The 23,602-nt window shown below is 49.8% G+C and carries 17 protein-coding genes and 2 pseudogenes; 15 read left to right on the top strand and 4 right to left on the bottom strand.

The window, feature by feature from the left end; all coding sequences use genetic code 11:
- Positions 1-57: 57 nt before the first annotated feature.
- The gene (locus G7Y39_RS10760; RefSeq protein WP_165157476.1) at positions 58-918 is read right to left on the bottom strand and encodes a glycosyltransferase family A protein; all 861 of its coding nucleotides are present in this window, start codon (positions 916-918) and stop codon (positions 58-60) included.
- 166 nt (positions 919-1,084) lie between these two features.
- Between G7Y39_RS10760 and G7Y39_RS10755 the strand changes: the two genes are divergently transcribed.
- From G7Y39_RS10755 to G7Y39_RS10730, 6 genes are all read left to right on the top strand, one after another.
- Positions 1,085-2,266: a glycosyltransferase family 2 protein gene (locus G7Y39_RS10755; protein WP_241160003.1), complete on the top strand. Its 1,182-nt coding sequence runs from the start codon at positions 1,085-1,087 to the stop codon at positions 2,264-2,266.
- On the top strand, positions 2,259-3,182 hold the full coding sequence (locus G7Y39_RS10750) for a glycosyltransferase family 2 protein (protein ID WP_165157474.1): 924 nt from the start codon (positions 2,259-2,261) through the stop codon (positions 3,180-3,182). Before G7Y39_RS10755 ends, G7Y39_RS10750 begins: the two co-directional genes overlap by 8 nt.
- Entirely contained in the window at positions 3,157-4,347 is a 1,191-nt protein-coding gene (locus tag G7Y39_RS10745) for a glycosyltransferase family 2 protein (protein WP_165157473.1), read from the top strand. Before G7Y39_RS10750 ends, G7Y39_RS10745 begins: the two co-directional genes overlap by 26 nt.
- Positions 4,348-4,457: 110 nt before the next feature.
- On the top strand, positions 4,458-5,585 hold the full coding sequence (locus G7Y39_RS10740; protein ID WP_165157472.1) for a hybrid sensor histidine kinase/response regulator: 1,128 nt from the start codon (positions 4,458-4,460) through the stop codon (positions 5,583-5,585).
- A 166-nt stretch (positions 5,586-5,751) separates the two neighbouring features.
- Positions 5,752-6,084 (top strand): 6-carboxytetrahydropterin synthase, encoded by a 333-nt coding sequence (locus G7Y39_RS10735; protein ID WP_165157471.1) that lies wholly within the window; start codon positions 5,752-5,754, stop codon positions 6,082-6,084.
- A complete protein-coding gene (locus G7Y39_RS10730; protein ID WP_165157470.1) occupies positions 6,071-6,616 on the top strand; it encodes a radical SAM protein in 546 nt (181 codons plus the stop codon). Before G7Y39_RS10735 ends, G7Y39_RS10730 begins: the two co-directional genes overlap by 14 nt.
- A gap of 41 nt (positions 6,617-6,657) precedes the next feature.
- Here G7Y39_RS10730 and G7Y39_RS10725 read toward each other — a convergent pair whose 3' ends face one another.
- Positions 6,658-8,010: a dihydroorotase gene (locus G7Y39_RS10725; protein ID WP_165157469.1), complete on the bottom strand. Its 1,353-nt coding sequence runs from the start codon at positions 8,008-8,010 to the stop codon at positions 6,658-6,660.
- Between the two features lie 21 nt (positions 8,011-8,031).
- The gene (locus G7Y39_RS10720; protein ID WP_165157468.1) at positions 8,032-8,796 is read right to left on the bottom strand and encodes a polyprenol monophosphomannose synthase; all 765 of its coding nucleotides are present in this window, start codon (positions 8,794-8,796) and stop codon (positions 8,032-8,034) included.
- A gap of 109 nt (positions 8,797-8,905) precedes the next feature.
- Here G7Y39_RS10720 and mfd point away from each other — a divergent pair, with 109 nt between their 5' ends.
- The 4 genes and pseudogenes from mfd to G7Y39_RS10700 all read left to right on the top strand — a co-directional run.
- On the top strand, positions 8,906-12,271 hold the full coding sequence (gene mfd, locus G7Y39_RS10715; RefSeq protein WP_165157467.1) for a transcription-repair coupling factor: 3,366 nt from the start codon (positions 8,906-8,908) through the stop codon (positions 12,269-12,271).
- Between the two features lie 260 nt (positions 12,272-12,531).
- Positions 12,532-13,224: a hypothetical protein gene (locus tag G7Y39_RS10710; RefSeq protein ID WP_165157466.1), complete on the top strand. Its 693-nt coding sequence runs from the start codon at positions 12,532-12,534 to the stop codon at positions 13,222-13,224.
- A 308-nt stretch (positions 13,225-13,532) separates the two neighbouring features.
- Positions 13,533-14,342, top strand: coding sequence for a DUF6261 family protein (locus G7Y39_RS10705; RefSeq protein ID WP_165157465.1), 810 nt, complete (start codon positions 13,533-13,535; stop codon positions 14,340-14,342).
- 62 nt (positions 14,343-14,404) lie between these two features.
- Positions 14,405-15,709: pseudogene (locus G7Y39_RS10700) on the top strand (Na+/H+ antiporter NhaC family protein); the annotation flags it as partial.
- A 17-nt stretch (positions 15,710-15,726) separates the two neighbouring features.
- Here G7Y39_RS10700 and G7Y39_RS10695 read toward each other — a convergent pair.
- Positions 15,727-16,683 carry a hypothetical protein gene (locus G7Y39_RS10695; protein ID WP_165157482.1) on the bottom strand — a complete coding sequence of 319 codons (957 nt, stop codon included), beginning with the start codon at positions 16,681-16,683 and terminating at the stop codon, positions 15,727-15,729.
- Between the two features lie 381 nt (positions 16,684-17,064).
- Between G7Y39_RS10695 and G7Y39_RS10690 the strand changes: the two are divergent.
- From G7Y39_RS10690 to G7Y39_RS10670, 5 genes and pseudogenes are all read left to right on the top strand, one after another.
- Positions 17,065-18,105: pseudogene (locus G7Y39_RS10690) on the top strand (phage integrase SAM-like domain-containing protein); the annotation flags it as partial.
- A 409-nt stretch (positions 18,106-18,514) separates the two neighbouring features.
- The gene (locus G7Y39_RS10685; protein ID WP_165157462.1) at positions 18,515-19,723 is read left to right on the top strand and encodes a DNA cytosine methyltransferase; all 1,209 of its coding nucleotides are present in this window, start codon (positions 18,515-18,517) and stop codon (positions 19,721-19,723) included.
- A gap of 1 nt (position 19,724) precedes the next feature.
- A complete protein-coding gene (locus G7Y39_RS10680; protein ID WP_165157461.1) occupies positions 19,725-22,172 on the top strand; it encodes an ATP-binding protein in 2,448 nt (815 codons plus the stop codon).
- A 1-nt stretch (position 22,173) separates the two neighbouring features.
- Entirely contained in the window at positions 22,174-22,866 is a 693-nt protein-coding gene (locus G7Y39_RS10675) for a hypothetical protein (protein ID WP_165157460.1), read from the top strand.
- Positions 22,867-22,868: 2 nt separating this feature from the next.
- Positions 22,869-23,474 carry a hypothetical protein gene (locus tag G7Y39_RS10670; protein ID WP_165157459.1) on the top strand — a complete coding sequence of 202 codons (606 nt, stop codon included), beginning with the start codon at positions 22,869-22,871 and terminating at the stop codon, positions 23,472-23,474.
- Positions 23,475-23,602 lie beyond the last annotated feature (128 nt).

Below are 23,602 nucleotides of genomic sequence, written 5' to 3'. Positions count from 1 at the left end.
TTCGTCCTCATTATGCATTATTCATTGAATAGGAATACTTTCGGATTTTGACACATACTACTCGTGCTTTATCAAATTGGATTCTCTATCCTTGTACTCTGTAGCTGAAGTGTAAAGATGATTCAGATTACCCAAGGACTGACGAACACGCACCCAAAAACTACCGGCCAAAGACCCGGATCCCACTGTCCCGTAACCGGTGACAGCCCTTACACGGGCATCGCGCCGAAAAGCAAGTTTCCCATATTGGCGGAGGCCAAACGCCAAAGCTCCATCCTCACCACGTATGATATGAGTACGAATGCCTACTTTTCTCGCCTCCTCCGTACGATGAACAAAAACCATTCCCCTCACACTCAATTCAGGCCGCTTGAACGACTGCAACCACAAATAGCAATCGCGAAAAAAAGTATAAAAGAAAATCCCCATGCGTGAATGATGCTTATCCGGATAGTAACTCCATGTGCCACTTACCCCTACCACACGGGGATTTTTTTCCATCACATCAACCATGGCATCCGCATAGGTAGATGGATAAAGAGTATCAGAGTCTATATTCACAAAATATTTACCACGGGCTTGGAGCAGCCCACAAGAACGAGCATAACCCGGACTATGCCTTGTTTCCGTATAACAGGGCACGCCTACCGCCCGATAAATATCGGCAGTCCTATCCTGAGAGCCATTGTCAACTCCTATAATCTCAATCGGATAACGAGTCTTCATTTCACTCAGGCTCCACAGGCAGGCCAACAAATGTTTCTCTTCATTATAAGCAATGACCGAGACCGTGACAACCGGATGGTCACTTTGCAGCTTTTTCAGATTCTGGCGAACTTGGGTAATGATGTCAGCATAAGCGGTCTCATCAAAATTCTTCCCGTAAATTTGCAGATAGCGATTGTACCAGTGCTTCATAATATGTACCATTTTACGGCAAAGGTAGCACATTGCGTGGAATAAGCAAGAACATTTTTGATGAACCGGAAGAAATGAAAGAACCGTGAGAAGATATGGCAAAAAAACCACCGATAAGAAAAAGTTGTTGAAAATTATGCTATTTTCGCGAAAAACGAATGCGATTGTGTTAATCTGTATTGATCTATTCTTCTTTACTCTTACGGCCCTTTTCATCGGCTATGACCTATTCTTCACGCTCGCCTCCTTTTGGGGAAGAACGCGCGGGGAGTCTAAGTATATCCGATTCCAGACTTTTGCCGTGATATTCGCTGCCTATAAGGAGGATGCCGTCATACTCGAGTCTGTCAAGAGCTTTATCAGGCAGGATTACCCGAAGGATAAATACCGGGTGATCGTAGTATCCGATCATATGCGCCCGGAGACGAACAGGGCATTGGCCGAATTACCGATCGAGCTGCTTACGCCTGACTTCGAGCACAGCATGAAGCATAAATCCGTCTCGTACGCATTGGAATATATAGGCGATGGCGCGGACAAGGTCGTGATCATGGACGCGGATAATATAACAGAGACCGATTTCCTTACCCGTATAAACAAGGTCACCCAAGATAACATCGTCCTTCAGGCGCATCGGACGCTCAAGAACGAGAATACGCCTATAGCGATCTGGGATGGGCTCGCGGAGGAAATCAACAATACGATTTTCAGGAAAGGACGTGTCAATGTGGGGATATCTTCCTCCTTGATCGGTTCCGGTATGGTATTCGATCTCGGATGGTTCAAAGCACACATGAGGAAATGCGAGACATTCGCCGAAGATAAGGAACTGGAGATACTCTTGGCCTCGCAAAATATCTTCGTCGATTATGCGGACAATATATATGTATACGACGAGAAAACCTCCCGGAAGGAGGTGATGACCCGCCAACGCTCCCGCTGGTTCCACGCCCAAGTGATAGCGTTCGGCCTCATCTTGAAGCATTTCAACAAGCATTCGCTGAACAGGAATTACGTAGATAAGATCCTTCAATGGGTTCCTTTTCCACGGATACTGAAAATCCTCATTCCTGTCATCTTCACGCTGATCTGGAGCATACAAGATATCCACCTCGCCTATAAATGGCTCGCGCTGATCGCGGGAGGAGTCCTCACTTATGGGCTGGCCATCCCCCGCAAGATGCATACACGGAAACTTTACATGAGCCTGTCGAAGCTTCCCCTCCTTTTTTCCATCCTGACAAAAGGATATATAGCCTCGTTAATCCGGATAAAGAACAAGGATACGAGCTTTCAGAGCACTCCACATGACATAACGATAAAAAAAGAAGAAGAAAGCCATGATTAAGAAAGTCTCCATTATCACGATCAATTACAATGGATTGAAAGATACCGTCGAGATGATTGAATCCCTGGCTGCCCATGAGACTTATCGCTATGAGATCATTATTATAGATAACGCTTCTACCGACCCTTTGGGACATACGCTTCTCCAATCCAAGTTTCCAGACATACAGGTTATACGGAGTGAGAAAAACCTTGGATTCGCCGGAGGTAATAACCTCGGGATATCACAGGCCAAAGGTGAGTACTTATTGTTTCTTAATAATGATACGATCATTACTTGTCCCGTATTGGAAAACTTGGTGAACGCATTGGACAGCGATCCGCGCATCGGGGCCGTATCCCCGAAAATAGTTTGTTGGCCGGAGAAACAGAGGTTGCAATACGCAGGCTCTACGCCCATGAGCCCGGTCACCCTCCGCAATAGCAATATAGGGTATGGACAGATCGACCAAGGACAATTCAACAAACCTGGCGAGACCGCCTTTACCCATGGCGCGGCCATGATGATCCGCGCCGCCGATCTCATGAAATTCGGCCTGATGCCGGAGTTTTATTTCCTTTATTACGAAGAACTGGATTGGTGTGTCCAGATACAGAGGGCAGGGTTCCAGATCCGGTACGAACCCCGTTCTGTCATCTGTCATAAGGAGAGCATGAGCGTAGGGAAACAAAGTCCGCTTCAGGTCTATTATCATACCCGCAACCGCCTTTTATTCGCCAAACGATCGATCGATAAAAGGGATGAAAGAATTTACTCATACATCTACCAAACCCTGATGGCTTTCCCGAAACACCTCTCGATCTATCTCGTAAAGGGGAGATTCCGGCTGATCGGGGCGTTAGTCAAAGGGTTAATAAACGGATTAATCGCAATCAACAAGGATATGAATTATGGAAAAGAGCTGTCAAGTCATTGAGATCCTTTTCTGGATCGGGATCGGGATCGTTTTCTATACCTATCTGGGGTATGGGATCGTATTGTACCTCATGGTCAAGATCAAGGAGCTGTTCGTAAAGCCCCGGCTCCCCCACCTTCCAGAGCCGCTGCCGGAGGCTACGTTGCTGATAGCCGCCTACAACGAAGAGGCGATCGTGGCAAGCAAGATGATGAATTGCGGGGAGCTAGACTATCCGGCGGATAAACTGAGACTGGTCTGGATCACGGACGGCAGCGACGACCATACGAACGAGCGACTCGCCGAGTACCCGGAGGTCACCGTATTATACCAACCGCGGCGACAAGGCAAGACCGCCGCCTTGAACCGGGCACTCCCCTACGTCAAGACGCCCTACGTCATCTTCACCGACGCCAACACGATGCTGAACAAGGGCGCCATCAAGGAGATCATACGCCAGTTCGACGACCCGCGGGTGGGTTGCGTGGCCGGAGAGAAACGGGTGGAGATACAAGCCGGTCAGGGAGCCACCGCCGGGGAAGGCATCTACTGGAAATACGAGTCCACCCTCAAGCGACTGGACTACCGGTTATACTCCGCCGTCGGGGCGGCAGGCGAGCTGTTCGCCATCCGTACCTCCCTCTTCGAGCAGATGCCCCCGGATACCCTGCTGGACGATTTCATCCTCTCCCTGCGCATAGCGATGAAAGGCTACAAGATCGCCTACAGCAAAGAGGCGTACGCCCTCGAGAGCGCCTCGCTGAACATGCGGGAAGAGGAGAAACGGAAAGTACGCATATCGGCCGGCGGGTTGCAATCGGTATGGCGGCTACGGGGATTATTGAACATCTTCCGGTACGGGATACTGAGCTTCCAGTACATCAGCCACCGGGTACTGCGCTGGACGCTGACACCGATCGTGCTCTTCGCCCTCCTGCCCCTCAACCTTCTCCTGGCCCGCTGTACCGGGCATGCGCTTTACACCGTCGTCCTGGTCCTGCAACTGGCGTTTTACCTGCTGGGATACCTGGGGTATAAAATGGAAAGACGGAACCTCCGAAACAAGTTGTTATTCGTCCCTTATTACTTTTTATTCATGAATATTAATGTCCTGCGAGGGTATAGCTATCTCGCTAAGCATAAGGGCACGGGCGCTTGGGAAAAAGCCAGACGAGGCGCGGGATAGAAAAAAAAAAAAATAGACGGATAAAATCGTTACATATCGACTTTAATTCATACTTTTGCGCTGCTGATGTTGTTTGAATATCAGGAAAAATGGAATGCAATTTAAATACTATGGATAAGTTAGCCTCAGAGTATAAAGTTCTCATCGTAGACGATGTTCCCACGAACGTCATGCTGGTACAAGCCATACTGAAGAAAGAGGGATATACGCTCCTGACTTGCGACAGCGGGACAAAAGCGCTGCGCATAGCTAACGAAAAACACCCAAATCTGATATTACTCGATATCATGATGCCTGAGATGGACGGATATGAGGTCCTCCAACGTCTGAAGAGCAATCCCGAGACTACCGATATACCCGTGATTATCATGTCCGCCCTAAACGATATGCAAAGTATCGTGAAAGGATATCAATTGGGCGCCATCGAATATGTCACAAAGCCTTTCCAGCGCGAGGAGCTGGTAAAAAGGGTAGCCCACCGCTACGAGCTTTACAGCATCAAGCGCATCAAGGCCGAGCTGGAGAAGACGATCGAGTCCAGGGATACGCTGTACTCCGTCATCGCCCATGACCTGCGTTCCCCGCTAGGCTCGTTGAAGATGATGAATAACGCCATCTTGATGATGGTGGACAAGGAGCGGGTAGGCGACGAGGTGTACGAGATGATCCAGATGATGAACAAGACCTCCGAGGAGATCTTCCTCTTGCTGGACAATCTGCTGAAATGGGCCAAGAACCGCCTGAACAAGCAACACATATATAAGCAGCTGACCGACATAAACAGTATTATCGACAGTACGGCCAAGATGTATATCCCGATGGCGGCGCAAAAAGGCGTGAAGATTGTCTTGGAGAATCTGGATAACGAGCTGGTAGGCTTAGTCGATATCGATATGCTCAAGACGATTATCCGCAACCTGGTCTCCAACGCCATGAAGTTCAGTTTCGAGGGAGGCACGATCACCTTATCCTCGCGCTACGAGGGGGACTTCGTGACCGTTTGCGTGAAAGATACCGGAAAGGGGATCAAGAAGGAGGATCAAGACAAGCTCTTGAAACAAGACTCGCATTTCACGACCTACGGGACGAAGAACGAGAAAGGCTCCGGTCTGGGATTGATGCTTTGCAAGGATTTCGTGGAACTTCATGGGGGAAAGCTTTGGTTCGAGTCCGAGGGCGAGGGCAAGGGGACGACCTTCCTGTTCTCGATGAAGGTGCTGAACCAAGAAGAGGCATAGCCGGCGACGTACCGTCTCCCGCGCCCCTATCGATCCTGTACAAGTATCGTACAAGCGAACTGAATATTTCGTATATTCGCGTCCCGGACGACTGTCCGGGATTTTTTGTGTGCCGAGGTGACATCAGGCACATTCGTATTCATCGCATAAACAATAGTATTATAGTATGTATACCGTAATTAAACGCATGGAGATCTCCGCTTCCCATAGCTTGAGATTGTCCTACCCCAGCAAATGTGAGAATCTACATGGTCACAATTGGATGATCACGGTTTATTGCCGCTCCAAGGAACTAAACGCCGATGGCATGGTGATCGATTTCAGCCATATCAAGAACGCGGTGAAATCCCGGTTGGACCACGGGAACCTGAACGATATCCTGCCTTTCAACCCGACGGCCGAGAACATAGCCCGTTGGGTATGCGACCAGATCCCGTCTTGTTTCAAGGTAGAGGTAAAAGAGTCTGAGGGTAACACGGCGATCTATGAGAAAGATTAACGAGATATTTTATAGCTTGCAAGGCGAGGGGTTCCATACGGGGACTCCCGCCGTATTTGTCCGCTTCTCCGGTTGCAACCTGAGGTGTAGCTTCTGCGACACCCGCCACGAGGAGGGCGTGATGATGACAGACGAGGAGATCGTGGAGAGGGTATCCTCCTTTCCCGCACGGATGGTGATCCTGACAGGAGGAGAACCGGGCCTCTGGATCGACAAGGCGCTTATATCCCGCTTACGCGAGGCGGGGAAACAGATCTGTGTCGAGACCAACGGCACACGCCCCTTGCCGGACGGCATCGACTGGGTGACCTGCTCGCCCAAGGAGAACGCTCCGGTGGTATTGGAGAAGATCGACGAGATAAAGGTGGTTTATACCGGGCAAGAGCTGTCCGCGTACGCGGAAATCCCCGCGCGGTACCATTTCCTGCAACCCTGCTCCTGCCGGAACACGGAAGAGGTAGTGGATTACATCCTCCGGCATCCCCGGTGGAGACTAAGCCTGCAAACCCATAAATTGATCGATATCCGATAGCTAGGAGGAGACAGGGACAACACACATACCGCCCCCTGTCTCTACGACTCTCGGTAACAAACCTCCTTACCTCTTACGGCGTCATTCACCGCTCCATCGCCATAAGCCAGCTCGCCATTCACGAAGGTCTTCCATACGCCATGGTGGAACGTATAGCCCTCGAAAGGAGACCAGCCGCATTTGTACAAGATATTCTCCTTCGATACCGTCCAGGTCTGCTCCGGATCGATCAATACGATATCGGCGTAGTATCCGGGGCGGATGTATCCCCTCCTATCGATGCGGAACAGCTCCGCCGGCAAATGCGCCATTTTCTCGACCACCTTCTCGTACGTGAAACGGCCCTCCATCGCCAGCTCCAACATCGCGATCAGGGAGTGCTGGATAAGCGGCCCCCCGGAAGCCGCCTTCAGGCAAGAGCCTCGCTTCTCTTCCGGCAGATGCGGGGCATGGTCGGTAGCCACGATATCGATCGTATTGTTATTGACCGCCTCACGCAGCGCCGCGCGGTCCCGGATCGTCTTGATAGCGGGGTTCCACTTGATCCGATTGCCGAACGGGGCGTAGTCGCCGTCATGAAACCACAGGTGGTGCACGCAGACCTCGCCGGTTATCTTTTTCTCGCCCAGGGGAAGATGGTTGCCAAGCAGCGACAATTCCTTCTCCGTGGAGAGGTGCAGGATATGCAAGCGGGAATCCAGGCGGGTGGCCAGTTCAACCGCCTCGGCCGAGCATCGGTAGCAGGCCTCCTCGCTACGGATCTTGCTATGGAAAGAGCTATCCAGATCCTCGCCATACAGGTTCGTGTAATACCGGATATTGCGCCGGATCACCTCCTCTTTCTCCGCGTGGATGGCGATCAGCATACCCGCCTCGCCGAAGATACGCTCCAGCGAGTCTTTCCGATCCACCAGCATATTCCCCGTAGACGAGCCGAGGAAGAGTTTCAGCCCCGGCACGCGGCTACGATCCAGCTTGCGGATCTCGTCCATATTATCGTTTGTCCCGCCGAAGAAGAAGGAATAATTCGCGCGGGAGACCTCGGCGGCACGGTCGAACTTCCATTCCAGGTCGGCGATCGTCGTGGTCTGCGGCTTCGTGTTCGGCATATCCATGAAGGTCGTCACGCCACCGGCCACGGCCGCGCGGCTCTCGGTCCCGATATCCCCCTTATGGGTAAGCCCGGGGTCCCGGAAATGCACCTGATCGTCGATAACGCCCGGCATCAACCATTTTCCCGCGGCGTCGATCACCTGATCCGCCCCGGCGCGCACCTCTTCGGGGAGCTCCCCCTCGAACACCGCCGCGATCTTATCTCCCTCCACCAACACCGAGCCGATAAAGGAACGGCCCTCGTTGATGATTCTCGGATTTTGGATTACTGTCTTGTTCATCTTCCTTATGCTATCGAATGGTCAAAGGCTGTTTCCTCCGGACAGGCTCGCGGGTCTCGTCGGATACTTCCTGAAGAAACTCCACCATTTCAATTGAAGGACGCCGAATAGGGCCTCCCCGAATATCGAGGAGTTCATCTTGGAGACACCCAAGGCGCGGTTGATAAAGATGATCGGCACCTCCGCGAGCTTGAAGCCGCACTTATATGCCGTGAACTTCATCTCCACCTGGAAGGCGTATCCCTTGAAATGGACGCGATCCAGATCGATCGTCTCCAGCACCTCGCGGCGGTAGCATTTAAAGCCCGCCGTCGTATCCTGTATCTTCATGCCCGTGACGACGCGGACATACACCGAGGCGAAATAGGACATCAGCACGCGGCCCAGCGGCCAGTTCACCACGTTCACCCCGTTGCAATACCTCGACCCGATGGCCACGTCGGCGCCCTGCTCGGTACAAGCGGCGTACAATCTCGGCAGGTCATTGGGATTGTGGCTGAAGTCGGCGTCCATCTCGAAAATATAATCATATTTATGCGCGATGGCCCATTTGAAGCCCCGGATATAGGCGGTACCCAGCCCCAGCTTCCCTTTGCGTTCCACGATAAAAAGACGCTCGGGGAACTCCTTCCGCAGCTCCTTCACGATGGCCGCCGTCCCGTCCGGGGAGCCATCATCGATCACCAGGATATGAAACGCTTTCTCCAGCCCGAACACGGCACGGACGATAGGCTCGATATTCTCCTTCTCGTTGTATGTAGGAATAATGACGATACTGTCTGACATATACTTTGAATCAATTACCGGGACGAAGGTACATATTTTAATTGATTTAGGATAACGCGGCCTGTTTTTTTGCGCAAAAAGGTTACCTTCGCGGAAACAAGATACCGCTTTGGAAGTACAAGAATTATTGAGACTATATGCCGCCCACCCGCAAGTGGCGGCGCTGGACACCTTACTGGAAAACGATACGTCCCGCGATATATTCCTGAAGGGACTGAACGGCTCGGGTCCGGCGATGACGATCGCCTCTCTTTTCACGAAAGGAAGGGGGAATTATGTGTGTGTGTTGAACGACCTGGAGGAGGCCGGCTATTTCTATCACGACTTGATGCAGCTTACCGCCAGCGATAAGGTCTATTTCTTCCCGTCCGCCTACCGGAGGGCCATCAAGTACGGGCATGTCGATCCGGCGAATGAGATCCTGCGTACCGAGGTGCTCAGCCGGTTGCAAGACCCGGAGGCCTCTTTCGTGATCGTCACGTACCCGGACGCCTTGGCGGAACGAGTCGTGGCCCGCGAGGTATTGCGGGAGAACACCTTGAAGATCAGCGTGGGCGAGAAGCTGGATAACATGTTTGTCTCCGACGTGCTGGACGAGTATGGCTTCGAGCCGGTCGATTATGTCTACGAGCCGGGCCAGTACGCCATCCGGGGCAGTATCCTCGACGTCTTCTCTTTCTCCTATGAGTTCCCTTACCGTATCGACTTTTTCGGCGACGAGGTGGAGACCATCCGCACGTTCGACGTGGAGACGCAGCTGAGCAAGGAGAAACTGAGCAGCGTCTACATCGTCCCGGAGATGAGCAAGAACACCCGGGAGAGTACCTCCTTGCTGGGCTCCCTTCCCCGGAACACCTGCATAGCGGCGAGAGACCTCGCGTGGTGCAAGGAGCGCATCGGAAGCGTATGGAACGACGATCCGGTGGTAGCCGACGAGGAATCCTTCGCCGATATCGACCAGATGCGGAGGAAATTGGTCCAGGCGGAGGAGTTCCTGCGGGAGGTGTTGGACTTCCGGCGCGTCCATTTCGGGGCGCGGCCGATGGGGACGGCGGACGCTACCATCCAGTTCTCCACGCGGACGCAGCCGATCTATCATAAGAATTTCGACCGGGTGAGCGAATCTTTCCATGGATACCTCGACCAGGGCTACGCGCTATATATACTGAGCGACCAGGAGAAACAGGCCAACCGCATCCGGACGATTTTCGAGGACCGGGACGACCCCATCCCCTTCACCGCCGTGAACCGCACGATACACGAGGGATTCGCCGACGATACGCTGCGCGTCTGCTTTTTCACCGACCATCAATTGTTCGACCGCTTCCACAAGTTCAGCCTGAAAAGCGACAAGGCCCGGGGCGGAAAGATCACCCTCTCGCTCAAGGAGCTGAACCAGTTCTCGCAGGGGGATTATATCGTACATATCGATCATGGCGTAGGACAGTTCGCGGGCCTGGTGCGCACCGAGGTGAACGGCAAGATACAAGAGGCCATCAAGTTGATCTATCAGAACAACGACATTATATTCGTCAGCATCCATTCCCTGCATAAATTATCGAAATACAAGGGGAAAGAGAGCGGCGATCCGCCTAAGCTGAGCAAGCTCGGCACGGGCGCCTGGGAAAAGATGAAGGAACGTACGAAGGCGAAGGTGAAGGATATCGCCCGCGACTTGATCCTCCTCTATTCCAAGCGCAGGCGGGAGAAGGGTTTCGCCTACTCGCCGGACAGCTTCATGCAGCATGAGCTGGAGGCCAGCTTCATCTACGAGGACACGCCGGACCAGATGAAGGCGACCGCCGAGGTCAAGGCGGATATGGAAAGCGCCCGCCCGATGGACCGGCTGATTTGCGGAGACGTCGGGTTCGGGAAGACCGAGGTGGCCATCCGCGCGGCATTCAAGGCGGTATCGGACAATAAGCAAGTGGCCGTGCTGGTACCTACCACCGTGCTGGCTTTCCAGCATTACCAGACGTTTCGCGAACGGCTGAGGGATTTCCCCTGCAAGATCGACTACGTCAGCCGCGCCCGTACGGGCGCGCAGATCAAGGCCATCCTGAAAGAGCTGCGCGAGGGCGAGGTGAACATCCTGATCGGCACCCACCGGATCGTCGGCAAGGACGTGCATTTCAAGGACCTGGGCTTGCTGATCATCGACGAGGAGCAGAAATTCGGGGTATCCGTCAAGGAGAAGCTCCGGCAGCTGAAAGTGAACGTGGACACCCTGACGATGACGGCCACCCCGATCCCCCGCACCTTGCAGTTCTCCTTGATGGGGGCCCGAGACCTGTCCAGCATCACCACGCCTCCCCCCAACCGCTATCCCGTGCAGACGGAGGTAGAGCGTTTCAATCCCGACATCATCCGCGAGGCGATCCTGTTCGAGATGAGCCGGAACGGGCAGGTGTTCCTCATCAACAACCGTATCCAGAACATCTACGAGATGGAGGCCCTGGTACGGCGGGAGGTCCCCGACGCGCGGGTGGCCGTGGGGCACGGGCAGATGGAGCCGGAGAAGCTGGAGAAGATCATCCTCGATTTCGTGAACTACGAGTACGACGTATTGATCGCCACGAGCATCGTGGAGAGCGGCATCGACGTGGCCAACGCCAATACGATCATCATCAACAACGCCCAGCAATTCGGGCTTAGCGACCTCCATCAGCTACGCGGACGGGTGGGACGAAGCAACCGGAAAGCCTTCTGCTACCTCCTCTCCCCGCCCCTCACCTCGCTGACGCAGGAGGCGCGGCGCAGGTTGCAGGCGATCGAGAACTTCTCCGAGCTGGGCAGCGGCATCCATATCGCCATGCAAGACCTCGACATCCGGGGAGCCGGTAACATGCTGGGCGCCGAGCAAAGCGGTTTCATCGCCGACCTGGGCTACGAGACGTACCAGAAGATCCTGGAGGAGGCGGTGGACGAGTTGAGGAGCGATGAATTCGCCGACCTTTACGCGGCGGAGAGCGCCGAGGAGCTCCGGGATACGAGCCGCGAGTACGTCCGGGAGACCTATATCGAGAGCGATCTGGAGTTGATGTTTCCTCCCACCTACATCCCCAACGACTCGGAGCGCGTCTCCCTGTACCGGGAGCTGGACAGCATGGAGGAGGAACGCGATATCCTCGCCTTTACCGAACGTTTGAAAGACCGCTTCGGCAACGTGCCGAAGGAGGGCAAGGAGTTGATCCGGATCGTGCGCCTGCGTCGTATGGCCAAGCGATTGGGCATGGAGAAAGTGATCCTGAAGAAAGGGCAGATGAGCCTCTTCCTGGTGAACAAGCCGGATAGCCCGTATTACCAAAGCGAGGCGTTCGGCAAGCTGCTGGGCTTTATCCAGAGGCATCCCCGGGTGTGCAACCTCCGGGAGCAGAACGGCAAGCGGAGCATCGTGATCAAGGACGTCCCCACGGTGGAAGCGGCGTGCGGCTACCTGCAGGAGATGGAAAAGACGAACCCGACCGACTTTTAGCGATAAGGCTTACCGGGCAAACTCGCGGAAAACCGGATCGATCTTCATATTGAACGCGTTAATTTGCATTAAAAGCATGACGATGAAACGATAAATTGATAATTTTGTGGTAATTACAATTTAAGTGTCATTCATGATTTCCTCATGTTGCCTGCCAAATAGCGTGTGGCAATGATCCCGGCTCTTCGGAGTTCCTTCTCAAGATCAACAAAGGTTGATAATCACTTTTTTCTCATGCTAATCTCTAAACGCAATCTCACATGAAAGCAACGAAAACTTTACAGAATCTATTTTTCCTATGCTGCGTGGCGCTGGCCGGCCTCTGCGCTTGCGAACCGGAAAAAGAAGAGCAGCCGATCCATCCCGTTCTTATCGAGCCAGGCATGCAGATCGTGCTGACAGACCCGGAGCTGAACGATCTCTTGAACCCGGGATCCCCAAGCTTCCTTGGAGAGGAATATACGAAAGGCATCATCGTCATGTACCTTAACGCGGGCAAAAAGACGCTCTACAGGTCGATCTCCCAATACACGGACGAGGGAGGTACGCCGAAAGAGTGGAACACGATCTATCCACCCTACGACGATGTCGAAGGATATGGAAGGGTAAAAAAGAACACGAAAGGATACTATTACCTCCCGTTCCCCTTTGACAAGACAGAGGAGAACCAGGATGTCTCCTACATATACATCCGCTACCCGGACGGAAGCGAGGATGAGATAAAATCGCGAATGTACATCGCCGACGGCATATCCATCATAGATCAAATGTGGATCAACGGGGAGCTGGCCTATTCCATGCATCCCAGGGAAGGCTCCCAAAGCACGAAGCAGTATTACAACCCGGAGCATTATCCGTTCTTGGTTCCCGCGTTAGACGACAACGGCAAGCAGATCGGAGACCTGGTACAGCCCGAGGGCGGCACGCGTATCGTCGTGATCAAGAAGGAATGATTTATCGCGGGGGCCCGGCCACCCCGGTCGGGGCCCCGCTGAAATCTTTAAATCCCACCCCGCGCCAAACGCGCGCCCCGCCGAAATCTTTAAATCCCATCCCGCGCCAAACGCGGGCCCCACCGAAATCTTTAAATCCCATCCCGCGCCAAGCGCGCGCCCGATTTAAACTTTTATATCCCCCCCGCGCCAGGCGCGCGCCCGATTTTAAAAAAAACAACGCCGCTCTTGCCCGATACATCCGGAAATCTTCTTACATTAGCGCGATCAAAATCAAGTATAACTATCCAACTAAAAAATTTTCAGACATGGCAAAGCTCACGAAAGTAAAAAGCATCTATCTAGAAAGATTGAACAACGCCGAGTACCGAACCTTCATGGCCCGCTACGGGAACCTGCTCGCGGGTGGCGGAAACGACCCGGGAACTCCCGACGAGATCGACCTGGACCCGAACGACCCGCTGGGTATACCCGCCGACCTGCGCACAGCCTTCGACACCGATTTCGCCCTCCTGACCGATGCCGTCAACCAATCCACGGCCAGCGAGGAGACCGCGCAGATGTCCGCCATCGACAAGGAGCGAGACAACCTGCTCGTCTTCGTCACCTCCACCGTATCACAAATGACGAAAAGCCCGCTGGAGGCGCAACGCGCGGCGGCCGAGAAACTATACCTCGCGGTGAAGCCCTACATCGGCGCCGCGCGCCTCGCCAACTTGCAGGAGACGGCCGCCATCGAGGGCCTGCTGGCCGACCTCGCCAAGAGCGGCATGCCCGAGGCCCTGGCGGCGCTCACCCTCACCGAGGTAGTGGCCGCGCTGAAAGAGAAGAACAAGCAATACGCCGCGCTCACCGAGCAACGCACCAACACCAAGGCGGACAACTCCACCGAGAGCGCCAAGAGCATCCGTCTCCGCATGGACGAGGAGTACGACGAGATGACCACCTACGCCTTCGCCCAGAGCGTAGCGAAACCAACGGCGGCGACCGCCACCTTCATCAACCGCCTCAACGCGCTGATCGACGAGACCAACGCCCTCTACAACCAGCGCATCGCGCAAGCGAGAGCCGCCAAGAAGCCGGAGACGGAAGGCGGCGAGTCGCCCTCGGAGATCTAAGGCCGCGAGGCACTCCCGGAGTTTTCAGGTCACAGGCCGCAGACAGAGTTGAATTCAAGAGAGACAAGCGAATGAGAGAGTTTGAACGCAGACCGAACGCGTGGGCACTGACGCCGATCGTCGTATTCTTACTGGCCTACTTGGTGGTATCCATCGGGGCGGGCGATTTCTACAAGATGCCGATAACGGTAGCCTTCGTCATCGCCTCGACCGTGGCGATCGCGATCTCCAAGGGAGGCCGGCTAAGCAACCGCGTCGAGCAGTTCTGCCGGGGAGCGGCCAACAGCAACATCATGCTGATGGTATGTATCTTCATCCTCGCCGGAGCCTTCGCGCAGACCGCCAAGGCGATGGGCGCCGTAGACGCGACCGTGAACCTGGCGATGTCCGTCCTGCCCGGCAACCTGCTGGCGGCCGGGATCTTCCTGGCCGCCTGCTTCATATCCATCTCGGTGGGCACGTCGGTCGGCACGATCGTGGCCCTGGCCCCGGTGGCCGTCGGCATAGCGGACAAGGCGGGGATGCCCGACGCCCTCATGCTGGGAGTCGTGGTGAGCGGCGCCATGTTCGGCGACAACCTGTCGTTCATATCCGACACGACCATCGTGGCCACCCGCACGCAGGGCTGCCAGATGTCCGACAAGTTCAAGGTGAATATCCGCATCGCCCTCCCGATAGCGATCCTGACCGGGTTGATCTACGTGCTGGTGGGAAGCGGCGTGGAGCGCGCCCATACCCCGGGCCCGATCGAATGGGTCAAGGTGATCCCCTACCTGGTGGTATTGGTAACCGCCGTCCGCGGGATCAACGTCATGCTGGTGCTGTTCGCCGGGATCGTCCTGTCCGGCATGGTGGGCCTGTGGAGCGGCGGCTTCGACCTCTGGGGCTGGAACGCCTCCATGGGATCGGGCATCACCCAGATGGGCGAGCTGGTCATCGTGACGCTCCTGGCGGGAGGCATGCTGGAGATGATCCGCTACAACGGGGGAATCGACTGGATCATCCGCGCGCTCACCTCCCGCGTCCATTCCCCCAAGGGGGGCGAGATGAGCATCGCGGCCTTGGTAAGCCTCGCCAACCTCTGCACGGCCAACAATACGATCGCCCTCATCATGTCCGGCCCGATCGCCAAGGATATAGCGGACCGCTTCCGGATAGATCCCCGCCGCAGCGCCAGCCTGCTGGACATCTTCTCCTGCTTCGTGCAGGGGATCATCCCCTACGGCGCCCAGCTGTTGATGGCCTCCGGGCTCGGGCAGGTCTCCCCCATCGAGATCATGCGATACCTCTACTACCCCTACCTGTTGGGAGCCGGCGCCCTGTTGGCGATCTTGTTCAATTATCCGGGGAGATATACACGCGCGTAGGCCGCCCCGGCGGCGGGTCAGCCGAAGAGATCCAGCGTAAGCTGCCGCTTCTCGGCCTCCAGCTTACGGAGGTGACGCTTGCCTTGAGGGGTGATGATCTCCATCTTGTCGAAACGGATACGGACCACCGTCGTCACGGTGTAGCTCACGTTGACCACCTCGCCCAGCTCCGACAGGCGGCGGGCGATCTCCAGGACGCAATCGATGCACATACCGCTCGTGAACGAGACCTTGTCCTCGAACATCTGCTTCTTGAAATCCTCATCCTGCATGTAGAAATCGATCGTCTCGCCACCCTTGTTGTAGATCCCTTTCCAGCGATACTTGCCGTCTTTCAGCACCGGCGAGATGATCTCTATCGTAGCCTTGTTATCCTTGACGGGGGGCAGGTCGTCGCCGCGCAAGATAAAATAATCGAACCGCTCCCGCCTCACCTCCAGCGAGCCGGAACGGATGCGGTCCTTCTCGTTCAGCTCGCGTACCGAGATTCTCGCCACCTTCGGGTAGCCCTTCAAGGCCTCGTAGAAATTCGACTTGCACTTGCAGAAGCGGGGCGAGGCGTTCAACAGGTCGACCAGGCGGCGCGAGGGCGTAATCCCCGGAGTCTTCAGCCGCAGCTCGTGGCGCAGCTTGGACAGCTCGCGCTGCGTCTCCTCCTCGTCCGCCGGCGTACGATCCACCAGCGGTTGTCCACCCACCGACAAGGAAGGGCAGGTCAATATCCGCATCACCAGGTTCAGCACGATCGAGATCGAGCGGCTGCTCTCCCCGGCCACGCCCAGCTTCTCGCGGAAACCGCCCTCGCGGTCGTAGGGCTCGTTGTAAACCGTCAGCTTCACGTCCAGCATATCCGCCAGGGAGCGTATCAGCGTGAGAATCTCCTTCTCACACCGGTGCCTGGTCATGGCATCCATGTAATTGGATCTATCCGTAAAGGAATAACGTATCTCCAGCTTGTTCGCGAATGTCAGCATAGAGGTACCCTTGCCCTTAGGAGCCGCGTGGCGGGCGGCCTCCCGCGACTCGAGCTCGCGCCTGATTTCTCTTTCGTCCTGTATCATATCCTTTCAAATTGAGTGAGACAAAATTAAGCAAAATCTTTGGAATAACCTTGAAAAACGGAAGAAATGGCACTGAATGGCTTAGTGGAAAGGCGTTTGCGAAGCCAGACGGTGACAACGGCAAAAATCGGGTAACGCAAAGGAAAGCGGAATTATGAAGCAGAACGGTTTTCAAATCGTTACCCGCCGAGATGTGATTTTTAACACACCGTATCGAATTTGGCAGCGTGTGGCTTCGGTTGGCTTATCAAGGTCTAACTCGTTGATATTTAACTTTGCAATCAAAAAACGAGTATGGCAAGAAGCACATTCAAAGTGCTGTTCTATGTGAACGGCAGCAAGGAGAAAAACGGTATTGTCCCCATCATGGGACGAGTGACAATCAACGGGACTGTGGCGCAGTTCAGTTGCAAGCAGAGCATCCCCAAGACGCTTTGGGATGCGAAAGGCAACAAGGCGAAGGGGAAGAGCCGCGAGGCACGGGACATCAACCTCGCGCTTGACAACATCAAGGCGCAAATCATCAAGCACTACCAGCGCATTTCCGACCGAGAGGCATTCGTTACGGCTGAAATGGTACGCAACGCCTATCAGGGTATCGGCATGGAGTACGAGACCTTGCTCAAGGCTTTCGACAGGGAAAACGAAGTGTTCAAAAAGCGTGTGGGGAAAGACCGTGTGATGGCAACCTACCGTTCCCGTGTGGTGGCAAGGAACTATGTGGCGGCTTTCATCAAGTCGTTTTACAAACGAAGCGACATGTCGATGCTGGAACTTACCCCCGACTTCATCAAGGAGTTCGCAGCATACCTTTCAACGGAAGCAGGGTTGCACAATGGGACAATATGGGAAAAGTGTATGTGGCTCAAAGGCGTGGTGATGCGTGCCCACTTCAACGGGCTGATACCGAGAAACCCGTTTGCGCAGTTCCATATAAGCCCCAATGTAAAGGAACGTGAGTTTCTGACTGAGGATGAACTGAAAGTGTTGATGACACATGAGTTTGAGGACAGCAAACTTGCATACATCCGTGACATATTCATCTTTGCCAGCTTCACTGCATTGTCGTTCGTGGACGTGCAGGAGCTGACTAATGATAATATAGTCGAGGTGAACGGCGAGAAATGGATATTGTCAAAACGCCACAAGACGAAAGTGCCGTTTCAGGTGAAACTGCTGGATATTCCGTTGCAGATAATCGAACGCTACCGACCGATGCAGAAAGACAACCTCGTGTTCCCCGGTCTGAACTACTGGTCTATCTGTAAACCGCTGAAAAAGATGATAAAGGAATGCGGAATCAACAAGGACATTAGCTTCCACCAAAGAAGACATCACAATTTGTCTTTCTCGTTGAAAGCGAGTGATTTAAGAATTTGAAACTTTCGATAGGTAACGATTTAGAAACCAGCGAAATTCTATATTTTTCTTGTTTTGCAATAATCAAAAGAACGCTTCTGTCATTTACAAAAGTAATATTTTTCTTTCCCTTTTCCAAAACTATTTCGATGAAAAGTTGGAAAGGCAATTCGATTTAACACTAATTTTGTACATACATGTCAATCTTAATGTTGAAAATACTATTAATTACTAAAGAATAGCACAATTGCTTGCAAAATCCGATTATTTTTGTAAGTGTCAACGAAAAAACGTATCTTTGTATTCAGTTTTGGATATTGATCCTAATGTGTCAGAACAAAGTGCATCTGGGACTTAGGAAATCTATTTGCAATAAAGTAAAATTATGACAGTGAATAAATTTAGGGTTATTGATCTTTTTGCAGGATGCGGCGGTTTATCTCTCGGTCTTTATCAGGCCGGATGGAATGGCGTGTTTGCAGTCGAAAAGAATCATTGTGCATACGCTACTCTCTGCCATAATCTAATAGAAAAAAAGCGTCATTTCGAATGGCCAAGTTGGCTTCCTCAGAAACCTTTAGACATTCTTGAGGTAAATAGAATATATGCCAAACAACTTAGAAGTTTGAGAGGAACCATTGATTTGGTGGCAGGAGGTCCTCCTTGTCAGGGATTCTCGATGGCTGGGCGAAGAGTAGAAAATGATATCAGGAATCAGTTAGTGTTTGCATATACTAATTTTATCTCCATGGTAATGCCTAAACTTCTCTTGTTTGAAAATGTAAAAGGTTTTACCTATGCATTTGATAAGAAGAGTCCAAGTTCCATACCATATTCTACAATTGTTATTAAGGAACTTAAGGAACTAGGATATGATGTTTATCCTCAAGTAATTGATTTTTCTGAGTTTGGCATCCCTCAACGTCGTAAACGCTTTATATTGGTGGGAGTCCTTAACGGAAAGGAAGGCACTGCCGAGCAGTTTGTAGCCAAGCTACGGCAGAATCGTAAGCGATTCTTTGTTGAGAACAACCTTCCTGAACATCCTACTATTGCAGATGCAATATCAGATTTACTTCGCAGCAATGGTGAAGTTGATACTCCTGATCGAAAAGGGTTTAAGTCTGGCATATATGGTAAAATATCAAATGAGTATCAGATATATATGCGTAAAGAGGTACAGGGAACGATACCGCAAAGTCATAGCTTTGCTCATCATTGTAAGGAAAAGACTCGTTGTTTTGAAAAACTGTTGGCGTATTATCCTATTCGAAATAGAAGAATTGATGGAAAGGAACGTGAGCAATGGGGAATACATCAGAGGGGATTAACAGTGTTGGATGCACATTCTATTGCCCCTACTATTACCAATATGCCAGATGACTATCTGCACTATCAGGAGCCTCGAATAATGACAGTTCGCGAATGCGCTAGAATTCAGTCGTTTCCAGACTGGTATGAGTTTGAGAGTAAATATACAACCGGGGGACAAATGCGCAGGAAAGAAGTACCCCGCTATAGTCAAGTTGGTAACGCCATACCACCGATCTTTGCTTTCCAAGCAGGAATAGTGCTTAAAGAAATGCTTAAATAATATGGACGAATTGAAGTTTAAAGTTAGTGCAGAATTAAAAAACATATTAGGACGAGACCTTATCACTAACCCCATTATTGCAATTTTGGAATTAGTTAAGAATTCATATGATGCTCATGCTACAAAAGTGAAAATAACCTTTGAAGAAGAAAATTTAATAATTGCAGACAATGGTAAAGGCATGTCCAAACTGGATTTGATTAATAAATGGCTATTTGTTGCTTATTCTGCGAAAAGTGATGGGACAGAAGATAAAACTTATCGCAGTAAAATAAAGAGACCCTTTGCTGGCGCTAAGGGTATCGGTAGGCTTTCCTGTGATTGTTTATCTCGTTTTCTTACCCTTATAACTAGAAGCGAAGAGGGTAAGAAAACTGAGACTCTCCATATAGATTGGAAAAACTTTGAAGATAACAAACAGCAAGAGTTTGATAGTATAGCAGTTCCTCACGAAACGACAGATGATATACCATCATTCCCTAATAATGCCACAACTGGGACGATACTCACTTTCTCAGGGCTACGTCATAATTGGGATATACAAGAAATTCGGAATCTGAAGAAGTCACTTGAAAAAATGGTGAATCCATTTTCAGAAACAGAACTTTTTGAAATAGAATTGTATGCCCCTGCATACCTTGAATCTGACCGTGCTTTACAAGCAGAAATAAATAGTCTTTTAGCTAATTATGATTCTCTTGATGACAAACAAAAAGGTAAAATAACATATAAACAAAGAAACATAATAAATGGTGTCATAAAAAATAGTATTGCAGATGTACTAAAGTTGAAAACAACCCAAATAGAGTGTATCCTTAAAGACGACAGAATTTTTACTGTTCTTACAGACAGAGGTGATGTTATGTATAGGATTGAAGAGAAAAATGAATTCAACTTTCTTGAAAACGTATCTATAAATCTTATCTATCTTAATAGAGCAGCCAAATATAGTTTCAGTGTATCCATGGGTGTAACACCTGTTAGTTATGGAAATATATTTCTTTTTCGCAACGGTTTCAGAATTTGGCCTTATGGTGAATATAATGATGATTCTTGGGGATTAAATTTTAGAGCACAGCAAGGATATAACAGATTCCTTGGTACTCGAGACTTGTTCGGAAGAGTTGATGTCGAAACAAATAATGTAAATTATTTTAAAGAAGTATCGAGCCGTGATGGTGGTCTTATAAAGACACCAGCAACTCAACAATTGATGGATTTTTTCCAAAAAATTCATCATCGTTTGGAACGTTATGTTGTAGGCGTACTATGGGGGGAAGGATTTGTAAGACGAGACTATTTTCTTAACGAGAAACAAGCTGATAAAATTAGAAAGGAACTGCAATCTTCAGAAAAAGATAGTTCAACTCCTGACCATATATATAATAATATAGGCAGTAAGATCGATTTTCTTCAGCTTGTTAAAAGTCTTGTTAATGAACCTTCTATAAATGTTATATACTACAATGAGAATCTGGCTAATATAGTTGAGGACATCAATGATATAGAGATAATACAAACCGATCTTATTGATGATCTGCGTAAGGTTGCACAAAAGACAAATGACGAAACATTGAAATCACAAATTGATGTATTTGAACAGCAATTGGAAGAACTTAATCGTCAAAAGAAAAAAGCAGATAAAAAAGCAGAGGATGCACAGAATGCTGCATTAGAAGCGAAGAAACAAGCTGATGATGCTGAAGCCAAACGTCAAGAAGAAGAAACAAAGAGAAAGCAAAAAGAAAAGGAACTTGAAGCTCAAAAACAAAAAAACCTTTATCTTTCGGCTACTCAACATACATCTCCGGAAGTAAAAGACCTTATGCATGCAATCGCATTATCTTCTACAGATTTGGATAGTTTGATACAAACTATTTCTATGGGATTGCGCAATAAAACTATATCAGTGTCTAAGATTTTGGATAAATTAGATGAGATGTCTTTCCATACTTCAAGAATTGTAAAGATTAGCAAAATGCTTACCAAGGCTGATATTAATTTTATTAGCGAAGCTCAAAAATTAGATATTCAACAATATATTAAGGAGTATATTCAGAATTTTGAGAACTCTATACACATTGTATTTGGGAAGCAAGTAGTTCAAGTTCCACTAAAAATGATACCTGCAATCGAGCTGTCTATTGTTCTTGACAACCTGGTTAGTAATTCAAAGAAAGCCGGAGCAACAGAAATAATGATCGATTTCGAATCTTCAAATGGTTGTATTGAAATGCTCTTTTCAGATAATGGTAAGGGTGTTGATCTTGAGCGTTATACCCCAGAATCAATTTTTGATTCTGGGGTAACAGACCGAAGAGGGGGGTCTGGTATAGGTTTAAGTACTATTAGAAATCGAATGGATAAAGATCTCAATGGTGAGATTGAATTTATTGGTAATGGTGTAAAGTACGCCAATGGTGCCTCATTCAAACTAAAATTCTATTGATATGAAACTAATAAAGAGGATATTAATAATAGATGATAGGGATCAAGAGAATGTTCTTGACCAGATCCATGCAGCATTAGGTAAAGAGTTTGATCTTCATACGAAATTTGTACACACCACCAAACCACAATATAGACAGAACGATTCAGTAAAATTGGATTTTGAAAAGTTAAAAAACGCTATAGTAGATGCATATAGCCAAGAGGGTTGGTTTGAGTTAGTACTCACTGATTTTGATTTGAATGAGAAGGGAAATGTGGATGGTCTTGATGTCGTTGAATACATCAAGTCTATACATTTAACTGCTCCAATAATGATGTATTCAGGCAACTTTAGTGATGCGGTTAAGAAAATCGTTAAGACTGAAGGAACACTCAATGACCAACAAGTGGCTGAAGCTGTAACTAAACTTGTAGGTTACAATATACAATTTCCCAAAAGGAATGATTATAGAACAGAAGCAATAAACTATTTAAGAGGTGAAAAGGAAATATCACTACGCAATGAATTTCTTAAGTTGCTATATGAACATAAGGATATGGAATTTAATTCTTGTTATCCGAATTTTGCAGGAAAGAAATTTGATGAAATAGCAAGAATGCTTGAAAACAACTCTGATTCACGTTCTGAAGAATGGATGCTTGCATTAATACAGCAAACAGTTGCCTATCTCGTAAAAATTAACGAACTATAACAATGAAACTCTGTATATATCCTACGGATCCCACTACGGAATTTCTGCGTCCAGTATTTGAGAAACTATGCAAAATTGAAGACATAGAACCTTTTGAAGGGGATTCAGTTGACGATGATAATTTTGGGGACAATCTTAATAATGCGTTAAAAAAGGCAGACAGTATTATATTCTTTGGGCATGGATCAACACACTGTCTTTATGGTACTAATCTAAATCCAATGATTGACGACAAGTCAAACAATCTTCAATTATTAGAGAACAAAAGGTTGTTACTGTTTGCATGTAGATCAGAAGAGTTTATAAAGAACTACAATCTTCATAATGCTTTGGGCTTTGGTTTTATCCCTACGACATTAGACGATACTCGTATAGGGAATAAACTTCATAAATTAGATATCTCTATTTTAAATTCTTTAGACTTAAATGCTTTCAAGGAATGTATAGTTAGAATATGGATGAGAACTATTGGAAACAGTGATTTGTCAAATTTGACGAAATTTCAATGTTCTTTTTTGTTTTATACCAATATTGAAATTGCAGATATACTAATCAATAAAAAAACTTTACCTCATTATCGTAAGCATTTGATAAACTACAGGTATTAAACTTTATATATAACAATAGCGACTGTCACTATGAAGCTAATAGTTGCAGTCGCTATTGTTTTGTTGAACCTATATGTTGCAGTCGGCATTAGTTGCCGGATTCCCCATTTTGTTTTGTCAATACACTT

The sequence above is a fragment of the Parabacteroides sp. ZJ-118 genome (assembly GCF_011038785.1).
Taxonomy (GTDB): Bacteria; Bacteroidota; Bacteroidia; order Bacteroidales; family Tannerellaceae; genus Parabacteroides.
Note: the sequence above shows the minus strand (reverse complement) of the source record. Positions and strands in the feature narration are given on the sequence as shown.

What these genes read in the sequence shown, in the direction of transcription:
- G7Y39_RS10760 (WP_165157476.1), bottom strand. Translation starts at nt 918, where the DNA reads ATGAAGCACTGGTACAATCGCTATCTGCAAATTTACGGGAAGAATTTT.
- G7Y39_RS10750 (WP_165157474.1), top strand. Translation starts at nt 2,259, where the DNA reads ATGATTAAGAAAGTCTCCATTATCACGATCAATTACAATGGATTGAAA.
- G7Y39_RS10745 (WP_165157473.1), top strand. Translation starts at nt 3,157, where the DNA reads ATGGAAAAGAGCTGTCAAGTCATTGAGATCCTTTTCTGGATCGGGATC.
- G7Y39_RS10740 (WP_165157472.1), top strand. Translation starts at nt 4,458, where the DNA reads ATGGATAAGTTAGCCTCAGAGTATAAAGTTCTCATCGTAGACGATGTT.
- G7Y39_RS10735 (WP_165157471.1), top strand. Translation starts at nt 5,752, where the DNA reads ATGTATACCGTAATTAAACGCATGGAGATCTCCGCTTCCCATAGCTTG.
- G7Y39_RS10730 (WP_165157470.1), top strand. Translation starts at nt 6,071, where the DNA reads ATGAGAAAGATTAACGAGATATTTTATAGCTTGCAAGGCGAGGGGTTC.
- G7Y39_RS10725 (WP_165157469.1), bottom strand. Translation starts at nt 8,010, where the DNA reads ATGAACAAGACAGTAATCCAAAATCCGAGAATCATCAACGAGGGCCGT.
- G7Y39_RS10720 (WP_165157468.1), bottom strand. Translation starts at nt 8,796, where the DNA reads ATGTCAGACAGTATCGTCATTATTCCTACATACAACGAGAAGGAGAAT.
- G7Y39_RS10710 (WP_165157466.1), top strand. Translation starts at nt 12,532, where the DNA reads ATGAAAGCAACGAAAACTTTACAGAATCTATTTTTCCTATGCTGCGTG.
- G7Y39_RS10705 (WP_165157465.1), top strand. Translation starts at nt 13,533, where the DNA reads ATGGCAAAGCTCACGAAAGTAAAAAGCATCTATCTAGAAAGATTGAAC.
- G7Y39_RS10695 (WP_165157482.1), bottom strand. Translation starts at nt 16,683, where the DNA reads ATGCTGACATTCGCGAACAAGCTGGAGATACGTTATTCCTTTACGGAT.
- G7Y39_RS10685 (WP_165157462.1), top strand. Translation starts at nt 18,515, where the DNA reads ATGACAGTGAATAAATTTAGGGTTATTGATCTTTTTGCAGGATGCGGC.
- G7Y39_RS10680 (WP_165157461.1), top strand. Translation starts at nt 19,725, where the DNA reads ATGGACGAATTGAAGTTTAAAGTTAGTGCAGAATTAAAAAACATATTA.
- G7Y39_RS10675 (WP_165157460.1), top strand. Translation starts at nt 22,174, where the DNA reads ATGAAACTAATAAAGAGGATATTAATAATAGATGATAGGGATCAAGAG.
- G7Y39_RS10670 (WP_165157459.1), top strand. Translation starts at nt 22,869, where the DNA reads ATGAAACTCTGTATATATCCTACGGATCCCACTACGGAATTTCTGCGT.